Source organism: Micromonospora sp. ALFpr18c, from assembly GCF_008868155.1.
Taxonomy (GTDB): domain Bacteria; phylum Actinomycetota; class Actinomycetes; order Mycobacteriales; family Micromonosporaceae; genus Micromonospora.
This window is the reverse complement of sequence record NZ_WBKR01000001.1, coordinates 20461-37642: the sequence shown is the minus strand read 5'-3', so window position 1 is coordinate 37642 and position 17182 is coordinate 20461. Positions and strand designations below refer to the sequence as shown.

Genomic DNA, 17182 nt, shown 5'->3' with positions numbered 1-17182 from the left:
GGGAGGCCACCCGATGAAGCAGGGCCCTCTCCCCTCGGTCGACTCGTCCGACGACATGACCGGCCACACCGACCTACCCAGCTGCGGCCCCCTGCCCACCCGCATCGGCGTGACCGGCCCCGCTCCCAGTGAGCCGCTCGGTGTGATCGCCGTCGGCCCGGCCGGCGCCGAGCGGCGTACCGTGCTCGCCTCCCTGCTCGGGCTCGACCCGCTGATGCTCACCGTCCCGGCGGGCAGTTGGTTGGTGGTCCGGCACGCCAAGGTGCCGACCCGGGCCGCGTTCGTGCCCGGCTACCGGCAGCCCTACTCGTACGGAGCGGACCGGGACGCCGCCGGCCCGGCGCTGGCCCGCCCGCCCCGACGGGTCGAGTTGAGCGTGTCGGAGCCCCTGTTGCGGCACTTCACGCTGATCGACACACCCGACACGGGTGCGCTCGGTGTCGCCGGCGCCCGGGTGCTGCTGGACGCGGTCGGCCGGGCCGGCGCGCTGCTCTTCGTGATCGCGGCGGACCAGGCGTTCACCGCCGCCGAGCTGAACCTGCTCGCCGAGGTCGCCCCGGCAGCGGTCGAGGTCACCTTCGCGGTCACTCCGGGCTCGGCGGGTTGGGGTCCCGCGGCCGACGGCGCGGCGACGACGGAGGACGCGGGGGCGTCCGTCCCGCCCGCCGGTGGACGGCCGGGCGAGGTGACCCCGGTCGAGGTGACCGTGGCGGCGCACCGGGCGGCGCTGCTGGCCGCCGTGCCGGCGTTGGCCGGCGCGCGCTGGTTCCCGGTCGAGGACGCCAACTCCGCGGCCGACCTGCGCCGGGCGCTGGTGGGCTGGTCGGCGGACGAAGGGTTGCACCGCGCGAGCGCCGATCCGCCGGTGCTGCCCGGCCAGCACGACCGGGTGGCCGTCGTGGCCGACCCGGGAGACTGGTCCGAGCGGCTCGACCGGCAGACCCGCTCCTGCTCGCAGCGGATCCGTCAGCACCTCGCACTGGAGTTGGCCAACATCCACCTGCGGGCGGTTCAGGAGATCGTCTTCGGGGTCGGCTGCGCCGGCCTGCCCGATCTCCTGGACCGGGAGATGGCCGCGCTGTCGCTGTTGGCCACCGCGCAGTGCGACCACGCGGTGCGGGGCATCGTGGCGGACGCGACGGCCCGGGTGCTCGGCGCGCCACCGGCCGAGGGCGTACGCCGCCGGATCGCCACCGCCATCCAGTACGGCCTCGCCGATCACCGCAACGGCCGCGATCTGGACCGGGTGCTCCTGATCACCAGCACGGCCGGGGTTGCCAACCTGACCGGCACGGACGCGATCGACGCGCTCGCCAGCTATCCGACGGCGTCCCGCGACGAGGTGCTCCCGCCGGTCGCGGTGGCGCTCTCCGGTGGCTGCTGGCAGCAGTGGCGTACGCCCGGCAACGACGACCACAACGCCGCGCGGGCCTGGTCGCAGCGGGCGTTGCGGGAGGTCGAGCTGGGGTTGTCCCGGGAGGTGTCCCGGCGGTTCGAGGTGATCCGCCTCTCGCTGGGCGCGGTGCTCTCCGATGCAGTCGACCACGGCATCCTGCTCGCCTGACGGCGTGGTCGCCTCCCTCTCCGGGCCCGCATCGCCCCTCGCGTCGGACGACGTCCGGGGCGGCTCGGGCGCGGCCGGAGTGGGCGATCCTCGCTCGCCCGGCGTTCCGGTTCCTCGGTTCCGGGAAACCGGTGGCACGATGGGGGGCATGGCGGCTCCACAGGTTGCACCGGTCGAGACGCCGGACACTGACGACGTGCCGGCGGCCGACCGGCAATGGGTGACGATCGTGTGGGACGACCCGGTCAACCTGATGACGTACGTGACCTGGGTCTTCCAGAAGCTCTTCGGCTACAGCCGGGAGAGGGCCGAGCAGCTCATGCTGGACGTGCACCACAAGGGCCGGGCCGTGGTCTCCACGGGTGCCCGGGAGCGGATGGAGCACGACGCGTCGCAGCTGCACGCGTACGGCCTGTGGGCGACGGTGGATCGCTCGTGAGCATGTTCCGTCGCCAGGCCGGCCGTTACGTCGCCACCTTCGCCGTCGACGAGGTGCGGGTGCTGCGCAAGGTGGCCAACGAGGTGGTCGGCCTGTTGACCGATGGCTTCGACCACACCGATCCGGTGGTCGGTCGGCTCTTTCCCGCCGTCTACCCGAAGGACGCGGCCGACTCCGCCGAGTTCCGCCGCTACACCGAGGGTGACCTGAAGACTGCCAAGATCGATCAGGCGGGTGCGATCCTGGCCGCGCTGCCCGACGACGCCGGTGGCGAGGTGCGGCTGGACGCGGAGGCGGCCGAGGCGTGGCTGCGGGCGTTGAACGACGCCCGGCTCGCGATGGGTGTCCGGCTGGAGATCAAGGACGGCACGGACCTCGGCGAGGAGTTGGACGACGCGGTCACCGAGGATCCGGGTTCCAGTCGGGTGTTCCAGCTGTCGGTCTACGCGTACCTCGGTTATCTGCAGGAGTCGCTGCTCAACGCCTTGATCGACTAGGCGTGACCGGCACCACTTCAGGCGCTGTCCGGCAGGCGTTAGGCTGGTGTACGTGCTGAGCATCGACCGGTCGATCATCGACGCGATCGTCGCCCACGCGCGCCGGGACCACCCCGACGAGGCGTGCGGCGTCGTCGCCGGTGCCGTCGGCAGCGACACCCCGACCCGGCACATCCCGATGGACAATGCCGCGCGGTCGATGACCTTCTACGAGTTCGACTCGATGGAGCAGTTGCGCGTCTGGCGGGACATGGACGACCGCGACGAGGAACCCGTGGTCATCTACCACTCGCACACCGCCACTGAGGCGTACCCGTCGCGGACCGACGTCTCCTTCGCCGGCGAGCCGGGCGCGCACTACCTGCTCGTCTCGACCCGCGAGCCGGACTCGGAGGAGATCCGGTCGTTCCGGATCGTCGACGGGGTGGTGACCGAGGAGCCGGTCCGGATCGTGGAGGCCGGCGTCGACCCGCACGCCGTCCAGTCGTACATGTTCGGGCAGAGCCCGGCGACGGTCGACTACGAGTGTTCCGGTCGCTGACCCGTCAGCGTCCGCACCCGTTTCGTCCCGTCACCGTAGGCACATCCGAGCGAGGAGCACGACATCATGGCCATTGAGGTTCGCATCCCCACCATCCTGCGCAGCTACACCGGCGGCGCCAAGGTCGTCGACGGCGCCGGCGACACCCTGGGCGACCTGCTCGTCGACCTGGACTCCCGGCACGCCGGGCTGCGTGGCCGGCTGGTCACCGAGGCCGGCGCGCTGCACCGCTTCGTCAACGTGTACGTCAACGACGAGGACGTCCGCTTCCTCGGCGCCCTGGACGCCAAGCTCTCCGACGGTGACAGTGTCACCATCCTGCCGGCGGTGGCCGGCGGCGCGTTCGGCTTCGCGGCGGCAGCCGCGATCAGCCAGCACAGCGCGGCGGCAGCCGCGACCAGCTCGCACAGCGCGGCGGCAGCCGCGACCAGCTCGCACAGCGCGGCGGCAGCCGCGACCAGCTCGCACGGCGCGGCGGCAGCCGCGGTCAGCCAGCGCAGCGCCGCAGCTGCGGCCCGCTGAGGGCGGCCGCCATGGCGCGGTACGACAGCCTGCTCGACGCGTGCGGCGGCACGCCGCTGGTCGGTCTGCCCCGGCTCTCGCCGACGGTGCCCGACGGCGCTCCACCGGTGCGGCTGTGGGCCAAGTTGGAGGATCGGAACCCGACCGGCAGCATCAAGGACCGGGCCGCGCTGTTCATGGTCCGCGCCGCCGAGGAGGCCGGTCGGCTCCGCACGGGTGACACCATCCTCGAGCCGACCAGCGGCAACACCGGCATCTCGCTGGCCATGGTGGCGAAGCTGCGCGGCTACCGGCTGGTCTGTGTGATGCCGGAGAACGTCTCGACCGAGCGGGTTCAGCTGCTCCGGATGTACGGTGCCGAGATCATTTTCTCGCCGGCGGTTGGGGGTTCCAACCAGGCTGTCGCCACCGCCAAGCAGATCTCCGCCGAGCATCCGGACTGGGTGATGCTCTACCAGTACGGCAACGAGGCCAACGCCCGGGCGCACTACGAGACGACCGGGCCGGAGCTGCTGCACGACCTGCCCACCATCACGCACTTCGTGGCCGGGCTGGGCACCACGGGCACCCTGATGGGCACCGGCCGTTACCTGCGGGAGAAGGTCGACGGCATCCAGGTCGTGGCCGCCGAGCCGCGCTACGGCGAGGTGGTCTACGGGCTGCGCAACATCGACGAGGGGTACGTGCCGGAGCTGTACGACGCGTCGGTGCTCTCCCGGCGTTTCTCGGTGGGCACCCGGGACGCGGTGCTGCGCACCCGGCAGCTCGTCGAGGTGGAGGGCATCTTCGCCGGGTTCTCCACCGGCGCGATCCTGCATGCCGCGCTCGCGGTGGCGCACGAGGCGGTCCGCGACGGCCGTCGCGCCGACGTGGCGTTCGTGGTCTGCGACGGCGGCTGGAAGTACCTGTCCACCGGCGCGTACGGCGGCACCCTCGCGGACGCCGAGGACGCCCTGGAGGGGCAGCTCTGGGCGTGACCGGAATGGTCGTTGGGTACGGGCCGTCGATGCGCGCGTCGACGGCCCGTAGGCTGCCCGGCGCGCCGTGAGCGGGTGTCACGTTCGTGACAACTTCCAGTGGATGATTCTTGCCGCCAGGCACCCGGGCGTAGGCTGCGCAGCGTGGCGTACGCGTCGGTAGAGATCACGGCTGGAACGATGGCCGACTCGGATGCTACTGACAGTGATGGCGAGACAACCCGATGCGACTGACCGTCCTGGGTTGCGCCGGCAGTTTTCCCGGCCCGGAGTCCCCGTGCTCGGCCTACCTCGTCGAGGCCGACGGCTTCCGGCTCCTGGTCGACTTCGGTTCGGGGTCGATGTCCAGCCTCCAGCGGTACGCGGGGCTGCACGCCCCGGACGCGATCCTGCTGACCCACCTGCACTGTGATCACATCCTCGACGCCGTGACGTACGTGGTGGTCCGCCGGTACGCTCCGCAAGGCCCCTATCCGGCGCTGCCGGTGTACGCGCCCTCCGGCGCACCGGACCGGCTCAGTGCCGCGTACCACGACGACGGCACCATCGACGACGTGTACCAGTTCTACGCGCTCGAGCCGGGCACCTTTCCGATCGGCCCGTTCACGGTCACCGTCGACCGGGTCAACCATCCCGTCGAGACGTACGGGGTGCGCCTGGAGCACAACGGCCGGTCGCTGTGCTACTCGTCGGACACCGCGCCCTGCGACGCGTTGCTGCGGCTGGCCCAGAACGCCGACGTCTTCCTGTGCGAGGCGAGCTTCCTCGACGGGGTGGACAATCCGCCGGATCTGCACCTGACGGGCCGGGAGGCCGGCGAGACGGCGACGAAGGCGATGGTGGGCCGGCTCCTGCTCACCCACCTGGTGGCCGCGTGGGGCAGTGAGGCGCACACGCTGGAGTCGGCCGCCGCCGCGTACACCGGCCCGCTCGAGGTGGTCCGGGCCGGCGCGAGCTACGACATCTGACCCGGGCGCGTCCCGGTCCGTCGTGCGGCCGGCGGTGTTGTGCCGAACTGTTCGCCGGCCGGTCAGCGGACCGTCGTCTGCCGCACCCATGGCACCCGCACGGTGTGGGCATGCGGATCGCCATCGTGACCGAGTCGTTCCCGCCGGATGTGAACGGCGTCGCGCACTCCGTGGTGCGTACGGCGGAGCATCTGCTCGCCCGGGGCCACGAGCCGGTCGTCATCGCACCCTCCCCGCCTGGGGCCGGACGGCAGGACATCGAGCGGATGCCGTACCCGGTGGTGCGCATCCCCAGCGTGCCGTTGCCGCGTTACCAGGGCTTCCGGCTGGGCGTGCCGACCACCACCCGGTTGTCCGGGGCGCTGCTGTCGGCCGCACCGGACGTCGTCCACCTGGCCAGCCCGTTCATCCTCGGTGCGCGGGCGGCCACGCTGGCCAGCCGGCACGGGCTGCCCACCGTGGCGGTGTACCAGACCGACGTCGCCGCGTACGCCCGGGCGTACCGGGTGAGCTGGGGTGAGGCGGCGGCGTGGCGACGGATCCGGGAGATCCACAATTCGGCGCACCGGACCCTCGCCCCGTCCACCCGGGCCGCCGCCGACCTGATCGCCAACGGGGTGCAGCGGATCTGGTTGTGGGGTCGGGGTGTGGACGCCGTCCGGTTCGATCCGGCGAAACGCTGCGCGGCGCTGCGGCAACGGCTGGCGCCCGGCGGTGAGCTGCTGGTCGGCTACGTCGGCCGGCTCGCTCCGGAGAAGCGGGTGGACCTGCTGGCGGCGACATCCCGGCTGCCGGGCGTGCGGGTGGTGGTGGCCGGTGACGGCCCGGCCCGCCGCCAGTTGGCCCGGACGCTGCCCGGGGTGAGCTTTCTGGGCGTGCAGCACGGCGAGGACCTGGCCCGGCTCTACGCCAGCCTGGACGTGTTCGTGCACACCGGGCCGCACGAGACGTTCGGCCAGACCCTCCAGGAGGCGCTGGCCTCCGGGGTGCCGGTGGTGGCGCCGGCCAGCGGCGGTCCGCTCGACCTGGTCGACGAGGGCGTCACCGGGCTGCTGGTGCCGCCGAACGACGGCGACGCGCTGGCCGCGGCGGTGGCCGACCTGGCCGGCGACGCCGGCCGGCGGCGGGCGTACGGCCTGGCCGCCCGGGCCGCGGTCAGCCGGCGCAGCTGGGCCGCCGTCGGCGACGAGCTGATCGGGCACTACCACGCGGTACGGGCCTCGACCGCCACCGTCGGCCTGCCGGCCGCCTCATGACCGGCACGGCCCGCGGACTGCGGATCGTGCGGCTCGCCAACTTCGTGACCGCCCGCTCCGGTGGTCTGCGCACGGCGTTGCGCCACCTCGGCGAGGGGTACCGGGCCGCCGGGCACGATCCGGTGCTGGTGGTGCCCGGCGAACGGGCCGCCGACGAGTCGTACCCGTGGGGGCGGGTGGTCACCTTGCCCGGTCCGGAACTGCCGGGCAGCGGCGGTTACCGGCTGTTGGCCGGCCGCCGCCGGTTGACCCGCCTGCTCGCCGAGCTGGCCCCGGACCGGCTGGAGGTCTCGGACCGGTCGTCGCTGCGCTGGACGGGACGGTGGGCGCGGGCGCACGGGGTGCCGTCGGTGATGGTGTCGCACGAGTCGCTGACCGGGCTGCTCGGCCAGTGGGGCGTTCCGGACGCGCTGCGCTGGGCGACCGCCGACCGGCTCAACCGGGCGACCAGCCATGCGTACGACCGGATCGTCTGCACGACCCGGTGGGCGGCCGAGGAGTTCGACCGGATCGGCGCCGGCAACGTGGACCTGGTGCCGCTCGGGGTGGACCTGGACACGTTCCACCCGGACCGGGCCGAGCCACGGCTGCGTGAACGCTACGCCGACACCACGGAGCTGCTGCTGGTGCACTGTGCCCGGCTGTCCCCGGAGAAGCGGCCGGAGCTGGCCGTGCAGGCCCTCGCCGAGCTGCGGCGCGCGGGCGTACCGGCGGTCCTGGTGATGGCCGGGGACGGCCCACTGCGCGCCGCGCTGGCCCGGCAGGCCGCCGGGCTGCCGGTCACGTTCACCGGCTTCCTGCCCGACCGCGCGGCGGTGGCCGCGCTGCTGGCGAGCGCCGACGTCGTGCTCGCCCCCGGCCCGGTGGAGACCTTCGGCCTGGCCGGGCTGGAGGCGTTGGCCTGCGGCACCCCGGTCGTGGTCAACGCGGCCAGCGCCCTGCCCGAGGTGGTCGGCGCCGCCGGGGTCGCCGCGTACGGCTCGGGGGCGGCGATGGCCGAGGCGGTGAGCCGCCTGGCGGCCCGGCCGCAGGCGCAGCGGCGGCGGGCCGCCCGGGCGCGGGCCGAGGAGTTCGGCTGGCCGGCGGCGGTCGCCGGGTTCCTCCGCGTGCACGACGCGGACGCTGGTCGGGACACCCGGGCGGAGGTGGATCACCGCACCGCATAGGGTGCAGGCATGGCGCGACCTGACGGGCGAGGGCCCTCTCAACTTCGACCGGTGACCCTGACGCGGGGCTGGAGCACCCACCCGGAGGGCTCGGTGCTCGTCGAGTTCGGCGGCACCCGGGTGCTCTGCACGGCGAGCGTCACCGAGGGGGTGCCCCGCTGGCGCAAGGGCTCCGGGCTCGGCTGGGTGACCGCCGAGTACGCCATGCTGCCCCGGGCCACCAACACCCGCTCCGATCGGGAGAGCGTCAAGGGCCGGGTCGGTGGCCGTACCCACGAGATCTCCCGCCTGATCGGCCGCAGCCTGCGGGCCGGCATCGACCTCAAGGCGCTCGGCGAGAACTCGGTGGTGCTCGACTGCGACGTGCTCCAGGCCGACGGCGGCACCCGCACGGCAGCGATCACCGGCGGGTACGTCGCGCTGCACGACGCGGTGGGCTGGCTGGCCGCCCGCAAGGCCCTCGCCGGCAAGCCGGAGAAGGTCATGCACCGGTCGGTGGCGGCGGTCAGCGTCGGCATCATCGCCGGCGAGGCCCGCCTCGACCTCTGCTACGAGGAGGACGTCGCCGCCGAGGTCGACATGAACGTGGTGTGCACCGGCGCGGGTGACTTCGTCGAGGTGCAGGGCACCGGTGAGGCGGGCGTGTTCGCCCGCGACCAGCTCGACAGCCTGCTCGACCTGGCCGTGGCCGGGTGCGCCGAGTTGGCCGAAGCCCAGCGGAAGGCTCTCTCGTGAACAAGGTCCTGCTGGCCACTCGCAACCGCAAGAAGTTGGTCGAACTCCAGCGGATCCTGGACGCCGCGCTCGGCGCGCACCGGATCGCCCTGCTCGGGCTGGACGACGTCGAGCAGTACGCGGAACTGCCGGAGACCGGCCTGACCTTCGGCGAGAACGCGCTGATCAAAGCGCGGGAGGGCTGCCGGCAGAGCGGGCTGCCCACCATCGCCGACGACTCCGGTCTCGCGGTGGACGCGCTCAACGGCATGCCCGGCGTGTTCAGCGCCCGCTGGTCCGGCAAGCACGGCGACGACCAGGCCAACCTCCAACTGGTGCTGGACCAGATCGCCGACGTGCCGGACGAGCAGCGGGCGGCCTCGTTCGTCTGCACGGTCGCTCTCGTGCTGCCCGGCGGCAAGGAACACCTCGTCGACGGCCGGCAGTCCGGGCGGGTGCTGCGCGCCCCGCGCGGTGACGGTGGGTTCGGCTACGACCCGATCTTCCTGGGCGACGGGCAGGACCGGACCAACGCCGAGCTGACCCCGGCCGAGAAGGACGCGATCAGCCACCGGGGCAAGGCGCTGCGCGAGCTGGCGAAGCTGGTCGCCAATGTGCTGCCGCCGGCCGCCTGACGGGCGTGCGGTGCTGCCGCCCGCCGCCTGACCCGCGGCGGGCGACAGCGATCGAGCGGAGGTCAGCCCAGCGGGCCGACCTCCCGTTCGATGGCGGCGCGCAGCTCCGGGCCGGCGAGCACCGCGCGGGCCGCCTCCATGACGGGCGCGAGGAACACGTCCGGGCCGGGCTCGCCGGCCGCGCCACCCAACGCGGCGACCGCGGCCCGACCGGCCGGCGACGGCACCAGCGGGGCACGCAGCTGGAGCCCGCGTACGCCGGCCAGCAGCTCCACCGCGAGCAGGCTGGTCAGATTGTCCAGTACGGTCCGCAGCTTCTTCGCCGCGGCCCAGCCCATCGAGACGTGGTCCTCCTGCATGCCGCTGGTGGGCAGCGAGTCCACCGACGCGGGGGCGGCCAGCCGCCGGTTCTCCGCGACGATCCCGGCGGCCGTGTACTGGGCGATCATCAGCCCGGAGTTCACCCCGGCGTCGGGGGAGAGGAACGCGGGCAGTTCCCGGGAACGGGTCACGTCGAGCAGCCGGTCCACCCGCCGCTCGGCGATCGCGCCGACCTCGGCGGCGGCGATGGCGAGGAAGTCAGCGGCGAAGCCGAGCGGCGCGCCGTGGAAGTTGCCGGTCGACTCGACCCGGCCGTCGGGCAGCACCACCGGGTTGTCCACCACCGAGACCAGCTCCCGGGCCGCGACCGTGCGGACGAAGTCGAGGGTGTCCCGGGCCGCGCCGGCCACCTGCGGGGCACAGCGCATCGAGTACGCGTCCTGCACGGCGTGCGCCAGGTCGTCGCGGTGCGAGTCCATCACGCGGGAGTCCTGCAACAGCCGGTGGATGTTCGCCGCCGAGGCCGCCTGCCCGGGGTGCGGCCGGATCGCGTGCAGCTCGGGCAGGAACGGCCGCTCCGAGCCGAGCATCGCCTCGATGGCGAGCGCGGCGGTCACGTCGGCCATCGCGAACAGGTGCTCCGCGTCGTGGATGGCCAGCAGCAGCATCCCGAGCATGCCGTCGGTGCCGTTGATCAGCGCCAGCCCCTCCTTGGCCGCCAGCTCGATCGGCTTGAGCCCGGCGGCGGCCAGCACGTCAGCCGCGTCGCGTCGCTCACCGGCCGGGCCGAGCCCCCAGCCCTCGCCGAGCAGCACCAGCGCGCAGTGCGCCAGCGGCGCCAGGTCACCGGAGGCACCCAGCGAGCCGTGCTCCGGCACCCACGGGGTGATGTCGTGGTTGAGCAGGTCGACCAGCGCCTCGGCGACGAGCGGGCGGACCCCGGAGCGGCCCAGCGCGAGGGACCGGACGCGCAGCAGCATCATGGCCCGGACGACCTCGCGGGGCATGGGCGCGCCGACCCCGGCGGCGTGCGAGCGGATCAGCGCGTGTTGCAGCTCGGCCCGCCGCTCCGGGGCGACGAAGGTGTTGGCCAGCGCCCCGAATCCGGTCGACACGCCGTACACGGGCCGCCCGGCGGCCTCGATGCCGTCCACGATGGCGCGGCTGGTCGCCATCGCCTCCCGGGTGGCCGGAGCGAGGAGCACCGTGGCGGTGCCGCGCGCCACCGCGAGCACGTCGTCGGCGGAGATTCCGGTGGGCTGGATGGTCACGGTCGTCATTGCGGAGCTCCGTTGCGTATTACCTGGCGGATCAGGGGGACACCGGGCCGGTAGGCCAGGTGCAGGTACGACGGCGCGTCCAGGACGACCAGGTCGGCCCGCGCGCCGGGGGTGAGGACACCGATGTCGTCGCGGCGCAGCGCCCGCGCGCCGCCGGCGGTCGCGGCCCAGACCGCCTCCGCCGGGGTCATCCGCATCTCGCGGACCGCGAGGGCCACGCAGAACGGCATCGACGAGGTGTACGACGAGCCGGGGTTGCAGTCGGTGGCAAGGGCCACGGTGACGCCGGCGTCGAGCAGCCGACGCGCGTCCGGGTAGGGCGAGCGGGTGGAGAACTCGGCGCCGGGCAGCAGGGTCGCGACGGTGGTGGTGTGCGCGCCCGCGAGCGCGTCCACGTCCGCGTCGGACAGGTGGGTGCAGTGGTCGACGCTCGCCGCGCCCAGTTCCACACCGAGCTGGACGCCCGCGCCGGGACCGAGCTGGTTGGCGTGCAGTCGGACGCCCAGCCCGGCAGCCTGCCCGCAGGCCAGGATCGCGCGGGCGTGGTCGACGTCGAAGGCGCCCCGCTCGCAGAACACGTCGATCCACGTCGCGTACGGCGCGGCGGCGGCCAGCATCGGGCCGCAGACCAGCCCGACGTAGTCGTCGGGGCGGTCGGCGTACTCGCTCGGCACCACGTGCGCGCCCAGGAACGTGGTCTCGGTGCTGGTCTCGGCGGCGATCCGCAGTGAGCGGGCCTCGTCGGCGACGGTCAGGCCGTACCCACTCTTGATCTCCATGGTCGTGGTGCCCTGGCGCAGCGCCTCCCCGCGCAGCCGGCGCACGGTGGCCCGCAGCTCGTCGTCGGTGGCGGCCCGGGTCGCGCCGACCGTGGTGCGGATGCCGCCGCCGGTGTAGGGCTGCCCGGCCATTCGCGCGGCGAACTCGGCGGCCCGGTCACCGGCGAAGACCAGGTGAGCGTGGCTGTCCACGAAGCCGGGCAGCACGGCGGCCCCGCCGGCGTCGATCCGCCGGTCCGCGGCCGGCGCGTACGCGGCCGCACCGACCCAGGCCACCCGGCCGTCCTCGACCAGTACGGCCGCGTCCCGGCGGATGCCCAGCGGATCCTCGCCGGGGCCGTTGGTGACCAGCTCCCCGATGTTGTCCACCAGCAGGCTGCCGCTCACGAGGGCGTCACCGCCTCGATGGCCGCCGCCAGCTCGGCCGGCACGTCGACGCTCAGGTGCCGGCCCTCGGCCACCACCATCCGGCCGTCCACCACGACCTGCTCGACGTCCGCGGCGGAGGCCGCGAAGAACGCGCCGACCGGTGGCACCCCGGCGGTACGGGCGCTGTCCAGCCGTACCGTCACCAGGTCGGCGCGGGCGCCGACGGCGATCCGCCCGGCGTCGGCCCACCCCAGCGCGGCGTGCCCGGTGGCGGTTGCCGCGGTCAGCAGGTCGACCGGGGTGAAGTGGCCGCGGCGGCGGGTGCGCAGCCGCTCGTCCAACTCCACCGCCCGGGCCTCCTCGAACAGGTCGATCACGGCGTGGCTGTCGCTGCCCAGGCTCAGCCGGATCCCCGCGTCGGCCATCCGCCGGGCCGGCCCGATGCCGTCAGCCAGGTCCCGTTCGGTGGTCGGGCAGAGACACACCCCGGTCCGGCTGTCGGCGAGCAGCGTCACGTCGCCGCTGGTCGGGTGCGTGGCGTGTACGGCTGTGGTGTCCGGACCGAGCACGCCGTGCTCGGCCAGCAGCGCGGTGGGCGTGCGGCCGTGCACGGCCCGGCACTCGTCGTTCTCGGCGGGCTGTTCGGAGAGGTGCACGTGCAGGGGCGCCTGCCGGTCGCGGGCCCAGTCGGCGACCGTGCCGAGCTGGTCGGCGGGCACCGCGCGTACCGAGTGCACGGCCGCGCCGACCCGCACGTGGGCGTCGGTCGGCTGCAACGCCGACACCCGTTGCGCCCACCGGGCCGCGTCGCCGTCGCCGAAGCGCCGCTGCGGTCCGGCGAGGGGCCGGCCGTCCACTCCGGCGCTCAGGTAGCAGGCGTCGAGCAGGGTGAGCCGGATCCCGGCGTGCGCGGCGGCCTCCACCAGCGCGGCGCCCATCGCGTTCGGGTCGTCGTACGCGCCGCCGTCGGGTCGACGGTGCAGGTAGTGGAACTCGCCGACGCAGGTGATGCCCACGAGCGCCATCTCGGCGTAGACGGCGCGCGCCAGGGCCAGGTAGGTGTCCGGGTCCAGCCGGTCCGCGACGACGTACATCCGGTCCCGCCAGCTGAAGAAGTCACCCCGACCGCCGTGGGTACGCCCGCGCAGCGCCCGGTGGAAGGCGTGCGAGTGCACATTTGACAGGCCGGGCAGGGTGAGGCCGGGCAGCGGCACGGCGTCGGCGTACACGTCCACGCCGGCGCTCGGCCGCCCGGGGGCCGCCAACGCGGTCACACCGGTGATCCGTCCCCCGTCGGTCTCGATCAGCACGTCCGGGGTCGGTTGGGCGAGATCGGGCAACCAGGCGTACTCGGCCAGCCAGCGGGTCGGCGTCACCGGCATGTCAGCTCCTCCAGCGCCCGGGCCAACGCGCGTACCCCGGCCGCGCAGTCGGCGTCGCGCGCCGCCTCGGCGGGGGAGTGCGACACCCCGGTCGGGTTGCGCACGAAGAGCATGGCCGTGGGCAGGTGCGCGGCGAGCACCCCGGCGTCGTGTCCCGCACCGGTGGGCAGCACCGGCGCGTCGAGCAACGTGGCCAACCGCTTGGCCAGCCCGCCGTCGAAGGCGACCAGCGGGGTCACCGACTCCTCGGTGACCGTCACCTCCGTACCGTCGCGGCGGGCCCGCTCGGCCAGCTTGCCGCGCACGGCGTCGACCAGCCCGCTCAGCGTCTCCGGGTCGGCCGCGCGGGCGTCCAGCCAGCCGGTCACCTTCGACGGAATGGCGTTGGTGGCGTTGGGTTCGACGGAGACCCGGCCCACCGTGGCGTGCGCGCCGCGCAGCCGGGCCTCCTTGTTGGCTGCCAGCACCGTGAACGCGTAGGTGAGCATCGGGTCGCGGCGATCGGCCATCCGGGTGGTGCCCGCGTGGTTGCCCTCGCCCACGACGTCGAAGCGCCAGCGGCCGTGCGGCCAGATCGCGCTGGCCACCCCGACCGGCGCGTCCGCGTCGACCAGTGCGCGGCCCTGCTCGACGTGCAGCTCCACGAACGCGCCGAACCGGCCCAGCAGGTCCGGACGGGCGCCCGCCGGCGGCCCGCCCAACGCCTCGGCGAAGCTCACCCCGGCCGCGTCGCGCAGCCCGGCCGCGCGGTCGGCCGCCAGCGCGCCGGTGAGCAGCCGCGACCCCAGGCAGGGTACGCCGAAGCGCGCCCCCTCCTCCTCCACGAACGCGGCCAGCACCAGCGGCCGGTCCGGGGCCACACCGGCGGCACGCAACTCGTCCACGGCCAGGAACGCGCTCACGATGCCGAGCGGCCCGTCGTACGCCCCGCCGTGCGGCACCGAGTCGAAGTGACTGCCGGTCAGCACCGCGTCGGAGCCCTCGGGCTCACCCCAGTGGGCGAAGAGGTTGCCGTTGCCGTCCTCGGTGACCGGCAGGCCCCGCCGCTGCGCCTGCGACCGGAACCAGGCCCGCAGCTCCCGCTCGGGCTCGGTCAGCGCGTAGCGCAGATAACCACCGCTGCCGGCGTCCCGCCCGACCGGCGCGATCTCGTCCCACAGCGCCCGGAAACGGCTCGCCAGGTCGCCGCTCACGCGGCACCTCCTATGTTCGCGACTGCGGGGCTCCGCTGCGCTGCACTCCTCGCGCTCACGCGGCCCCCTCGGCCATCGGGATGCGGACGCCGGTGCGCTCGGCGACCTCGCGGGCGCTGTCGTAGCCGGCGTCGACGTGCCGGATGACGCCCATCGCCGGGTCGTTGGTGAGCACCCGCTCGATCTTCTGCCCGGCCAGGACGGTGCCGTCGGCCACGCAGACCTGCCCGGCGTGGATCGACCGTCCGATGCCGACACCTCCGCCGTGGTGAATGGACACCCAGGAGGCGCCGCTGGCCGTGTTGACCAGCGCGTTGAGCAGCGGCCAGTCGGCGATGGCGTCGGAGCCGTCGGCCATCCCCTCGGTCTCCCGGTACGGGCTGGCCACGCTGCCGGTGTCCAGGTGGTCCCGACCGATGACGACCGGGGCGGAGAGCTCGCCGGAGGCGACCATGTCGTTGAACCGCACGCCCGCCCGGTCCCGCTCGCCCTGGCCGAGCCAGCAGATCCGGGCCGGCAGGCCCTGGAAGGCGACCCGCTCGCCGGCCAGCTTGATCCATCGGGCCAGCGACTCGTTCTCCGGAAACAACTCCAGGATGGCCCGGTCGGTGGCGGCGATGTCCGCCGGGTCGCCGGAGAGCGCGGCCCACCGGAACGGCCCCCTGCCCTCGCAGAACAACGGCCGGATGTACGCCGGCACGAAGCCGGGGAAGTCGAAGGCGCGCTGGTAGCCGCCGAGCTGCGCCTCGCCGCGGATCGAGTTGCCGTAGTCGAAGACCTCGGCGCCGGCATCGAGGAAACCGACCATCGCCTCGACGTGCCGCGCCATCGACGCCCGCGCCCGGTCGGTGAACTCGGCCGGCTTGGCCTTCGCGTAGTCGCGGGCGTCGGCCAGCTCCACCCCCACCGGCAGGTACGCCAGCGGGTCGTGGGCACTGGTCTGGTCGGTCACGATGTCGATCTCGACGCCACGGCTGAGCAGCTCGGGGAAGACCTCGGCGGCGTTGCCGACCACGCCGACGGAGAGCGCGCGCCGGTCCCGCTTGGCGGCGCGGACCCGCTCCACCGCGTCGTCCAACGAGTCGGCGACCTCGTCCAGGTAGCGGTCGTGCACCCGGCGGTCCAGCCGGGTGCGGTCCACGTCGACGATCAGGCAGACGCCACCGTTCATGGTCACCGCGAGTGGCTGCGCGCCGCCCATCCCGCCACAGCCGGCGGTCAGCGTGAGCGTGCCGGCCAGCGTTGCCTGGAACCGCTTCGCGGCGACCGCCGCGAACGTCTCGTAGGTGCCCTGGAGGATGCCCTGCGTGCCGATGTAGATCCAGGAGCCGGCGGTCATCTGCCCGTACATGGTCAGGCCGAGCTGTTCGAGGCGCCGGAACTCCGGCCAGGTCGCCCAGTCACCGACCAGGTTGGAGTTGGCCAGCAGCACCCGGGGCGCCCACTCGTGCGTCCGCAGCACGCCGACCGGCCGGCCCGACTGGACCAGCATCGTCTCGTCCTCGCGCAGATCGGTCAGCGTGCGGACCAACGCGTGGTACGACGGCCAGTCCCGGGCGGCCTTGCCGGTGCCCCCGTAGACGACCAGGTCGTCGGGGCGTTCGGCCACCTCGGGGTCGAGGTTGTTCATGAGCATTCGCAGGGCGGCCTCCTGCGGCCACCCCCGGGCGGTGAGCTGGCTGCCCCGTGCGGCACGGACGGGCTGGGTCATCTCTGGTCTCCTCCGGTCAACCGAGGAACAACTGTCGGCGGGCCGCGGAGGCTTCGAACGCCTCCAGTCGGCGCTGGGTGTCGGCCGGCGCGGCGTCGCAGATCGCCTGCAACAGCACCATGGCCAGGGTCATCGGTGCGGTGTGCAGGTCGAAGACGAGCTGGGCGCCGACCGCGGCGGGCAGCACCACATCGGCGTGCTCGGTGGCCGGGCTCACCGGCGAATCGGTGATCGCCACCACGGTCAGCCCGGCGGCGCGTGCCTCGCGCAGCGCGTCCAGGGTCTCCCGGGGGTAGCGGGGCAGCACGAAGGCGAGCACGGCGGACGCGCCGGCCTCGGCGGCCTGCTCCAGGCGGTCGGTCAGCATGGTGCCGCCGTCGTCGAGGACCCGCACGTCCGGGTGCACCTTGGCGGCGAAGTAGGCGAAGTACGCGGCCAGCGGCGCGGCGGCGCGCAGGCCGAGCACCGGTAGCGGGCGGCTGGCGGCGAGCAGCCGGCCGGTGCTGGCGATCCGGTCCCGGTCGGCGAGCTGGCCGGCCAGTCGGTCCAGGTTGCCCATCTCGGCGCGTACCGCCTGCTGAAGTTCGTTGCCGGCGTCCGTCGGCCGGCCGGCGGCGGCGGTCAGGTCGCGCAGTCGACGGCGCAGCGCCGGGTAGCCGTTGTGGCCGAGCGCGACGGCGAACCGGGTGACCGACGGCTGGCTGACCCCGGCCAGTTCGGCGACCTCGGCCGCCGACAGGTACGCCACGGCCGGGGCGTGCTGCACGAGGCAGTGCGCGATCCGCCGCTGGGTGGGGGTGAGCCGCACTCCGTCGAACAGGTCGAGCACCTGATCGACCGGCGCTCCGGCAGCTCCTTCATTCACACC

Annotated in this window: 16 protein-coding genes and 1 pseudogene; 11 read left to right on the top strand and 6 right to left on the bottom strand. The window is 74.0% G+C overall.

From position 1 onward, the window contains the following. Positions 1-13: 13 nt before the first annotated feature. The 11 genes and pseudogenes from F8271_RS00170 to rdgB all read left to right on the top strand — a co-directional run bounded on the left by F8271_RS00170 (position 14) and on the right by rdgB (position 9279). A complete protein-coding gene (locus tag F8271_RS00170; protein WP_151487548.1) occupies positions 14-1564 on the top strand; it encodes a hypothetical protein in 1551 nt (516 codons plus the stop codon). A 148-nt stretch (positions 1565-1712) separates the two neighbouring features. Next, complete coding sequence (gene clpS, locus F8271_RS00165) at positions 1713-2003, top strand: ATP-dependent Clp protease adapter ClpS (RefSeq protein WP_151487547.1); 291 nt, start codon at positions 1713-1715, stop codon at positions 2001-2003. Positions 2004-2005: 2 nt separating this feature from the next. Beyond that, entirely contained in the window at positions 2006-2500 is a 495-nt protein-coding gene (locus tag F8271_RS00160) for a DUF2017 domain-containing protein (protein WP_192580082.1), read from the top strand. Between the two features lie 52 nt (positions 2501-2552). Continuing rightward, positions 2553-3041: a Mov34/MPN/PAD-1 family protein gene (locus tag F8271_RS00155; protein WP_151487545.1), complete on the top strand. Its 489-nt coding sequence runs from the start codon at positions 2553-2555 to the stop codon at positions 3039-3041. A gap of 66 nt (positions 3042-3107) precedes the next feature. Continuing rightward, positions 3108-3407: pseudogene (locus F8271_RS00150) on the top strand (MoaD/ThiS family protein); the annotation flags it as partial. Between the two features lie 167 nt (positions 3408-3574). Continuing rightward, a complete protein-coding gene (locus F8271_RS00145) occupies positions 3575-4540 on the top strand; it encodes a PLP-dependent cysteine synthase family protein (RefSeq protein ID WP_151487544.1) in 966 nt (321 codons plus the stop codon). Positions 4541-4764: 224 nt separating this feature from the next. Next, positions 4765-5508, top strand: coding sequence for an MBL fold metallo-hydrolase (locus tag F8271_RS00140; protein ID WP_151487543.1), 744 nt, complete (start codon positions 4765-4767; stop codon positions 5506-5508). 110 nt (positions 5509-5618) lie between these two features. Further along, positions 5619-6764, top strand: a complete 1146-nt coding sequence (locus tag F8271_RS00135) for a glycosyltransferase family 1 protein (RefSeq protein WP_151487542.1) — start codon at positions 5619-5621, stop codon at positions 6762-6764. Further along, entirely contained in the window at positions 6761-7930 is a 1170-nt protein-coding gene (locus F8271_RS00130) for a glycosyltransferase (RefSeq protein ID WP_151487541.1), read from the top strand. Before F8271_RS00135 ends, F8271_RS00130 begins: the two co-directional genes overlap by 4 nt. 9 nt (positions 7931-7939) lie before the next feature. Continuing rightward, positions 7940-8665, top strand: coding sequence for a ribonuclease PH (rph, locus tag F8271_RS00125; RefSeq protein WP_151487540.1), 726 nt, complete (start codon positions 7940-7942; stop codon positions 8663-8665). After that, the gene (gene rdgB, locus F8271_RS00120; protein WP_151487539.1) at positions 8662-9279 is read left to right on the top strand and encodes an RdgB/HAM1 family non-canonical purine NTP pyrophosphatase; all 618 of its coding nucleotides are present in this window, start codon (positions 8662-8664) and stop codon (positions 9277-9279) included. Before rph ends, rdgB begins: the two co-directional genes overlap by 4 nt. Before the next feature lie 62 nt (positions 9280-9341). On the opposite strand, the gene hutH is transcribed toward rdgB, so the two are convergent. The 6 genes from hutH to F8271_RS00090 are packed head-to-tail and all read right to left on the bottom strand — an operon-like array spanning position 9342 to position 17179. After that, positions 9342-10880 carry a histidine ammonia-lyase gene (gene hutH / locus F8271_RS00115; protein WP_151487538.1) on the bottom strand — a complete coding sequence of 513 codons (1539 nt, stop codon included), beginning with the start codon at positions 10878-10880 and terminating at the stop codon, positions 9342-9344. Beyond that, a complete protein-coding gene (gene hutI / locus F8271_RS00110; protein ID WP_151487537.1) occupies positions 10877-12046 on the bottom strand; it encodes an imidazolonepropionase in 1170 nt (389 codons plus the stop codon). Before hutI ends, hutH begins: the two co-directional genes overlap by 4 nt. Beyond that, positions 12043-13410, bottom strand: coding sequence for a formimidoylglutamate deiminase (locus F8271_RS00105; RefSeq protein WP_151487536.1), 1368 nt, complete (start codon positions 13408-13410; stop codon positions 12043-12045). The genes hutI and F8271_RS00105 overlap by 4 nt, the downstream gene beginning before the upstream one ends. Further along, complete coding sequence (locus tag F8271_RS00100; RefSeq protein WP_151487535.1) at positions 13401-14603, bottom strand: allantoate amidohydrolase; 1203 nt, start codon at positions 14601-14603, stop codon at positions 13401-13403. The genes F8271_RS00105 and F8271_RS00100 overlap by 10 nt, the downstream gene beginning before the upstream one ends. Positions 14604-14658: 55 nt before the next feature. After that, positions 14659-16314, bottom strand: a complete 1656-nt coding sequence (gene hutU / locus F8271_RS00095) for a urocanate hydratase (protein WP_151487534.1) — start codon at positions 16312-16314, stop codon at positions 14659-14661. Positions 16315-16330: 16 nt separating this feature from the next. Next, positions 16331-17179 carry a MurR/RpiR family transcriptional regulator gene (locus tag F8271_RS00090; protein ID WP_151487533.1) on the bottom strand — a complete coding sequence of 283 codons (849 nt, stop codon included), beginning with the start codon at positions 17177-17179 and terminating at the stop codon, positions 16331-16333. Between the last annotated feature and the right edge of the window lie 3 nt (positions 17180-17182).

What these genes read in the sequence shown, in the direction of transcription:
- rph (WP_151487540.1), top strand. Translation starts at nt 7,940, where the DNA reads ATGGCGCGACCTGACGGGCGAGGGCCCTCTCAACTTCGACCGGTGACC.
- F8271_RS00145 (WP_151487544.1), top strand. Translation starts at nt 3,575, where the DNA reads ATGGCGCGGTACGACAGCCTGCTCGACGCGTGCGGCGGCACGCCGCTG.
- F8271_RS00105 (WP_151487536.1), bottom strand. Translation starts at nt 13,410, where the DNA reads ATGCCGGTGACGCCGACCCGCTGGCTGGCCGAGTACGCCTGGTTGCCC.
- hutH (WP_151487538.1), bottom strand. Translation starts at nt 10,880, where the DNA reads ATGACGACCGTGACCATCCAGCCCACCGGAATCTCCGCCGACGACGTG.
- F8271_RS00170 (WP_151487548.1), top strand. Translation starts at nt 14, where the DNA reads ATGAAGCAGGGCCCTCTCCCCTCGGTCGACTCGTCCGACGACATGACC.
- F8271_RS00135 (WP_151487542.1), top strand. Translation starts at nt 5,619, where the DNA reads ATGCGGATCGCCATCGTGACCGAGTCGTTCCCGCCGGATGTGAACGGC.
- clpS (WP_151487547.1), top strand. Translation starts at nt 1,713, where the DNA reads ATGGCGGCTCCACAGGTTGCACCGGTCGAGACGCCGGACACTGACGAC.
- F8271_RS00130 (WP_151487541.1), top strand. Translation starts at nt 6,761, where the DNA reads ATGACCGGCACGGCCCGCGGACTGCGGATCGTGCGGCTCGCCAACTTC.
- F8271_RS00140 (WP_151487543.1), top strand. Translation starts at nt 4,765, where the DNA reads ATGCGACTGACCGTCCTGGGTTGCGCCGGCAGTTTTCCCGGCCCGGAG.
- F8271_RS00160 (WP_192580082.1), top strand. Translation starts at nt 2,006, where the DNA reads ATGTTCCGTCGCCAGGCCGGCCGTTACGTCGCCACCTTCGCCGTCGAC.
- hutU (WP_151487534.1), bottom strand. Translation starts at nt 16,314, where the DNA reads ATGACCCAGCCCGTCCGTGCCGCACGGGGCAGCCAGCTCACCGCCCGG.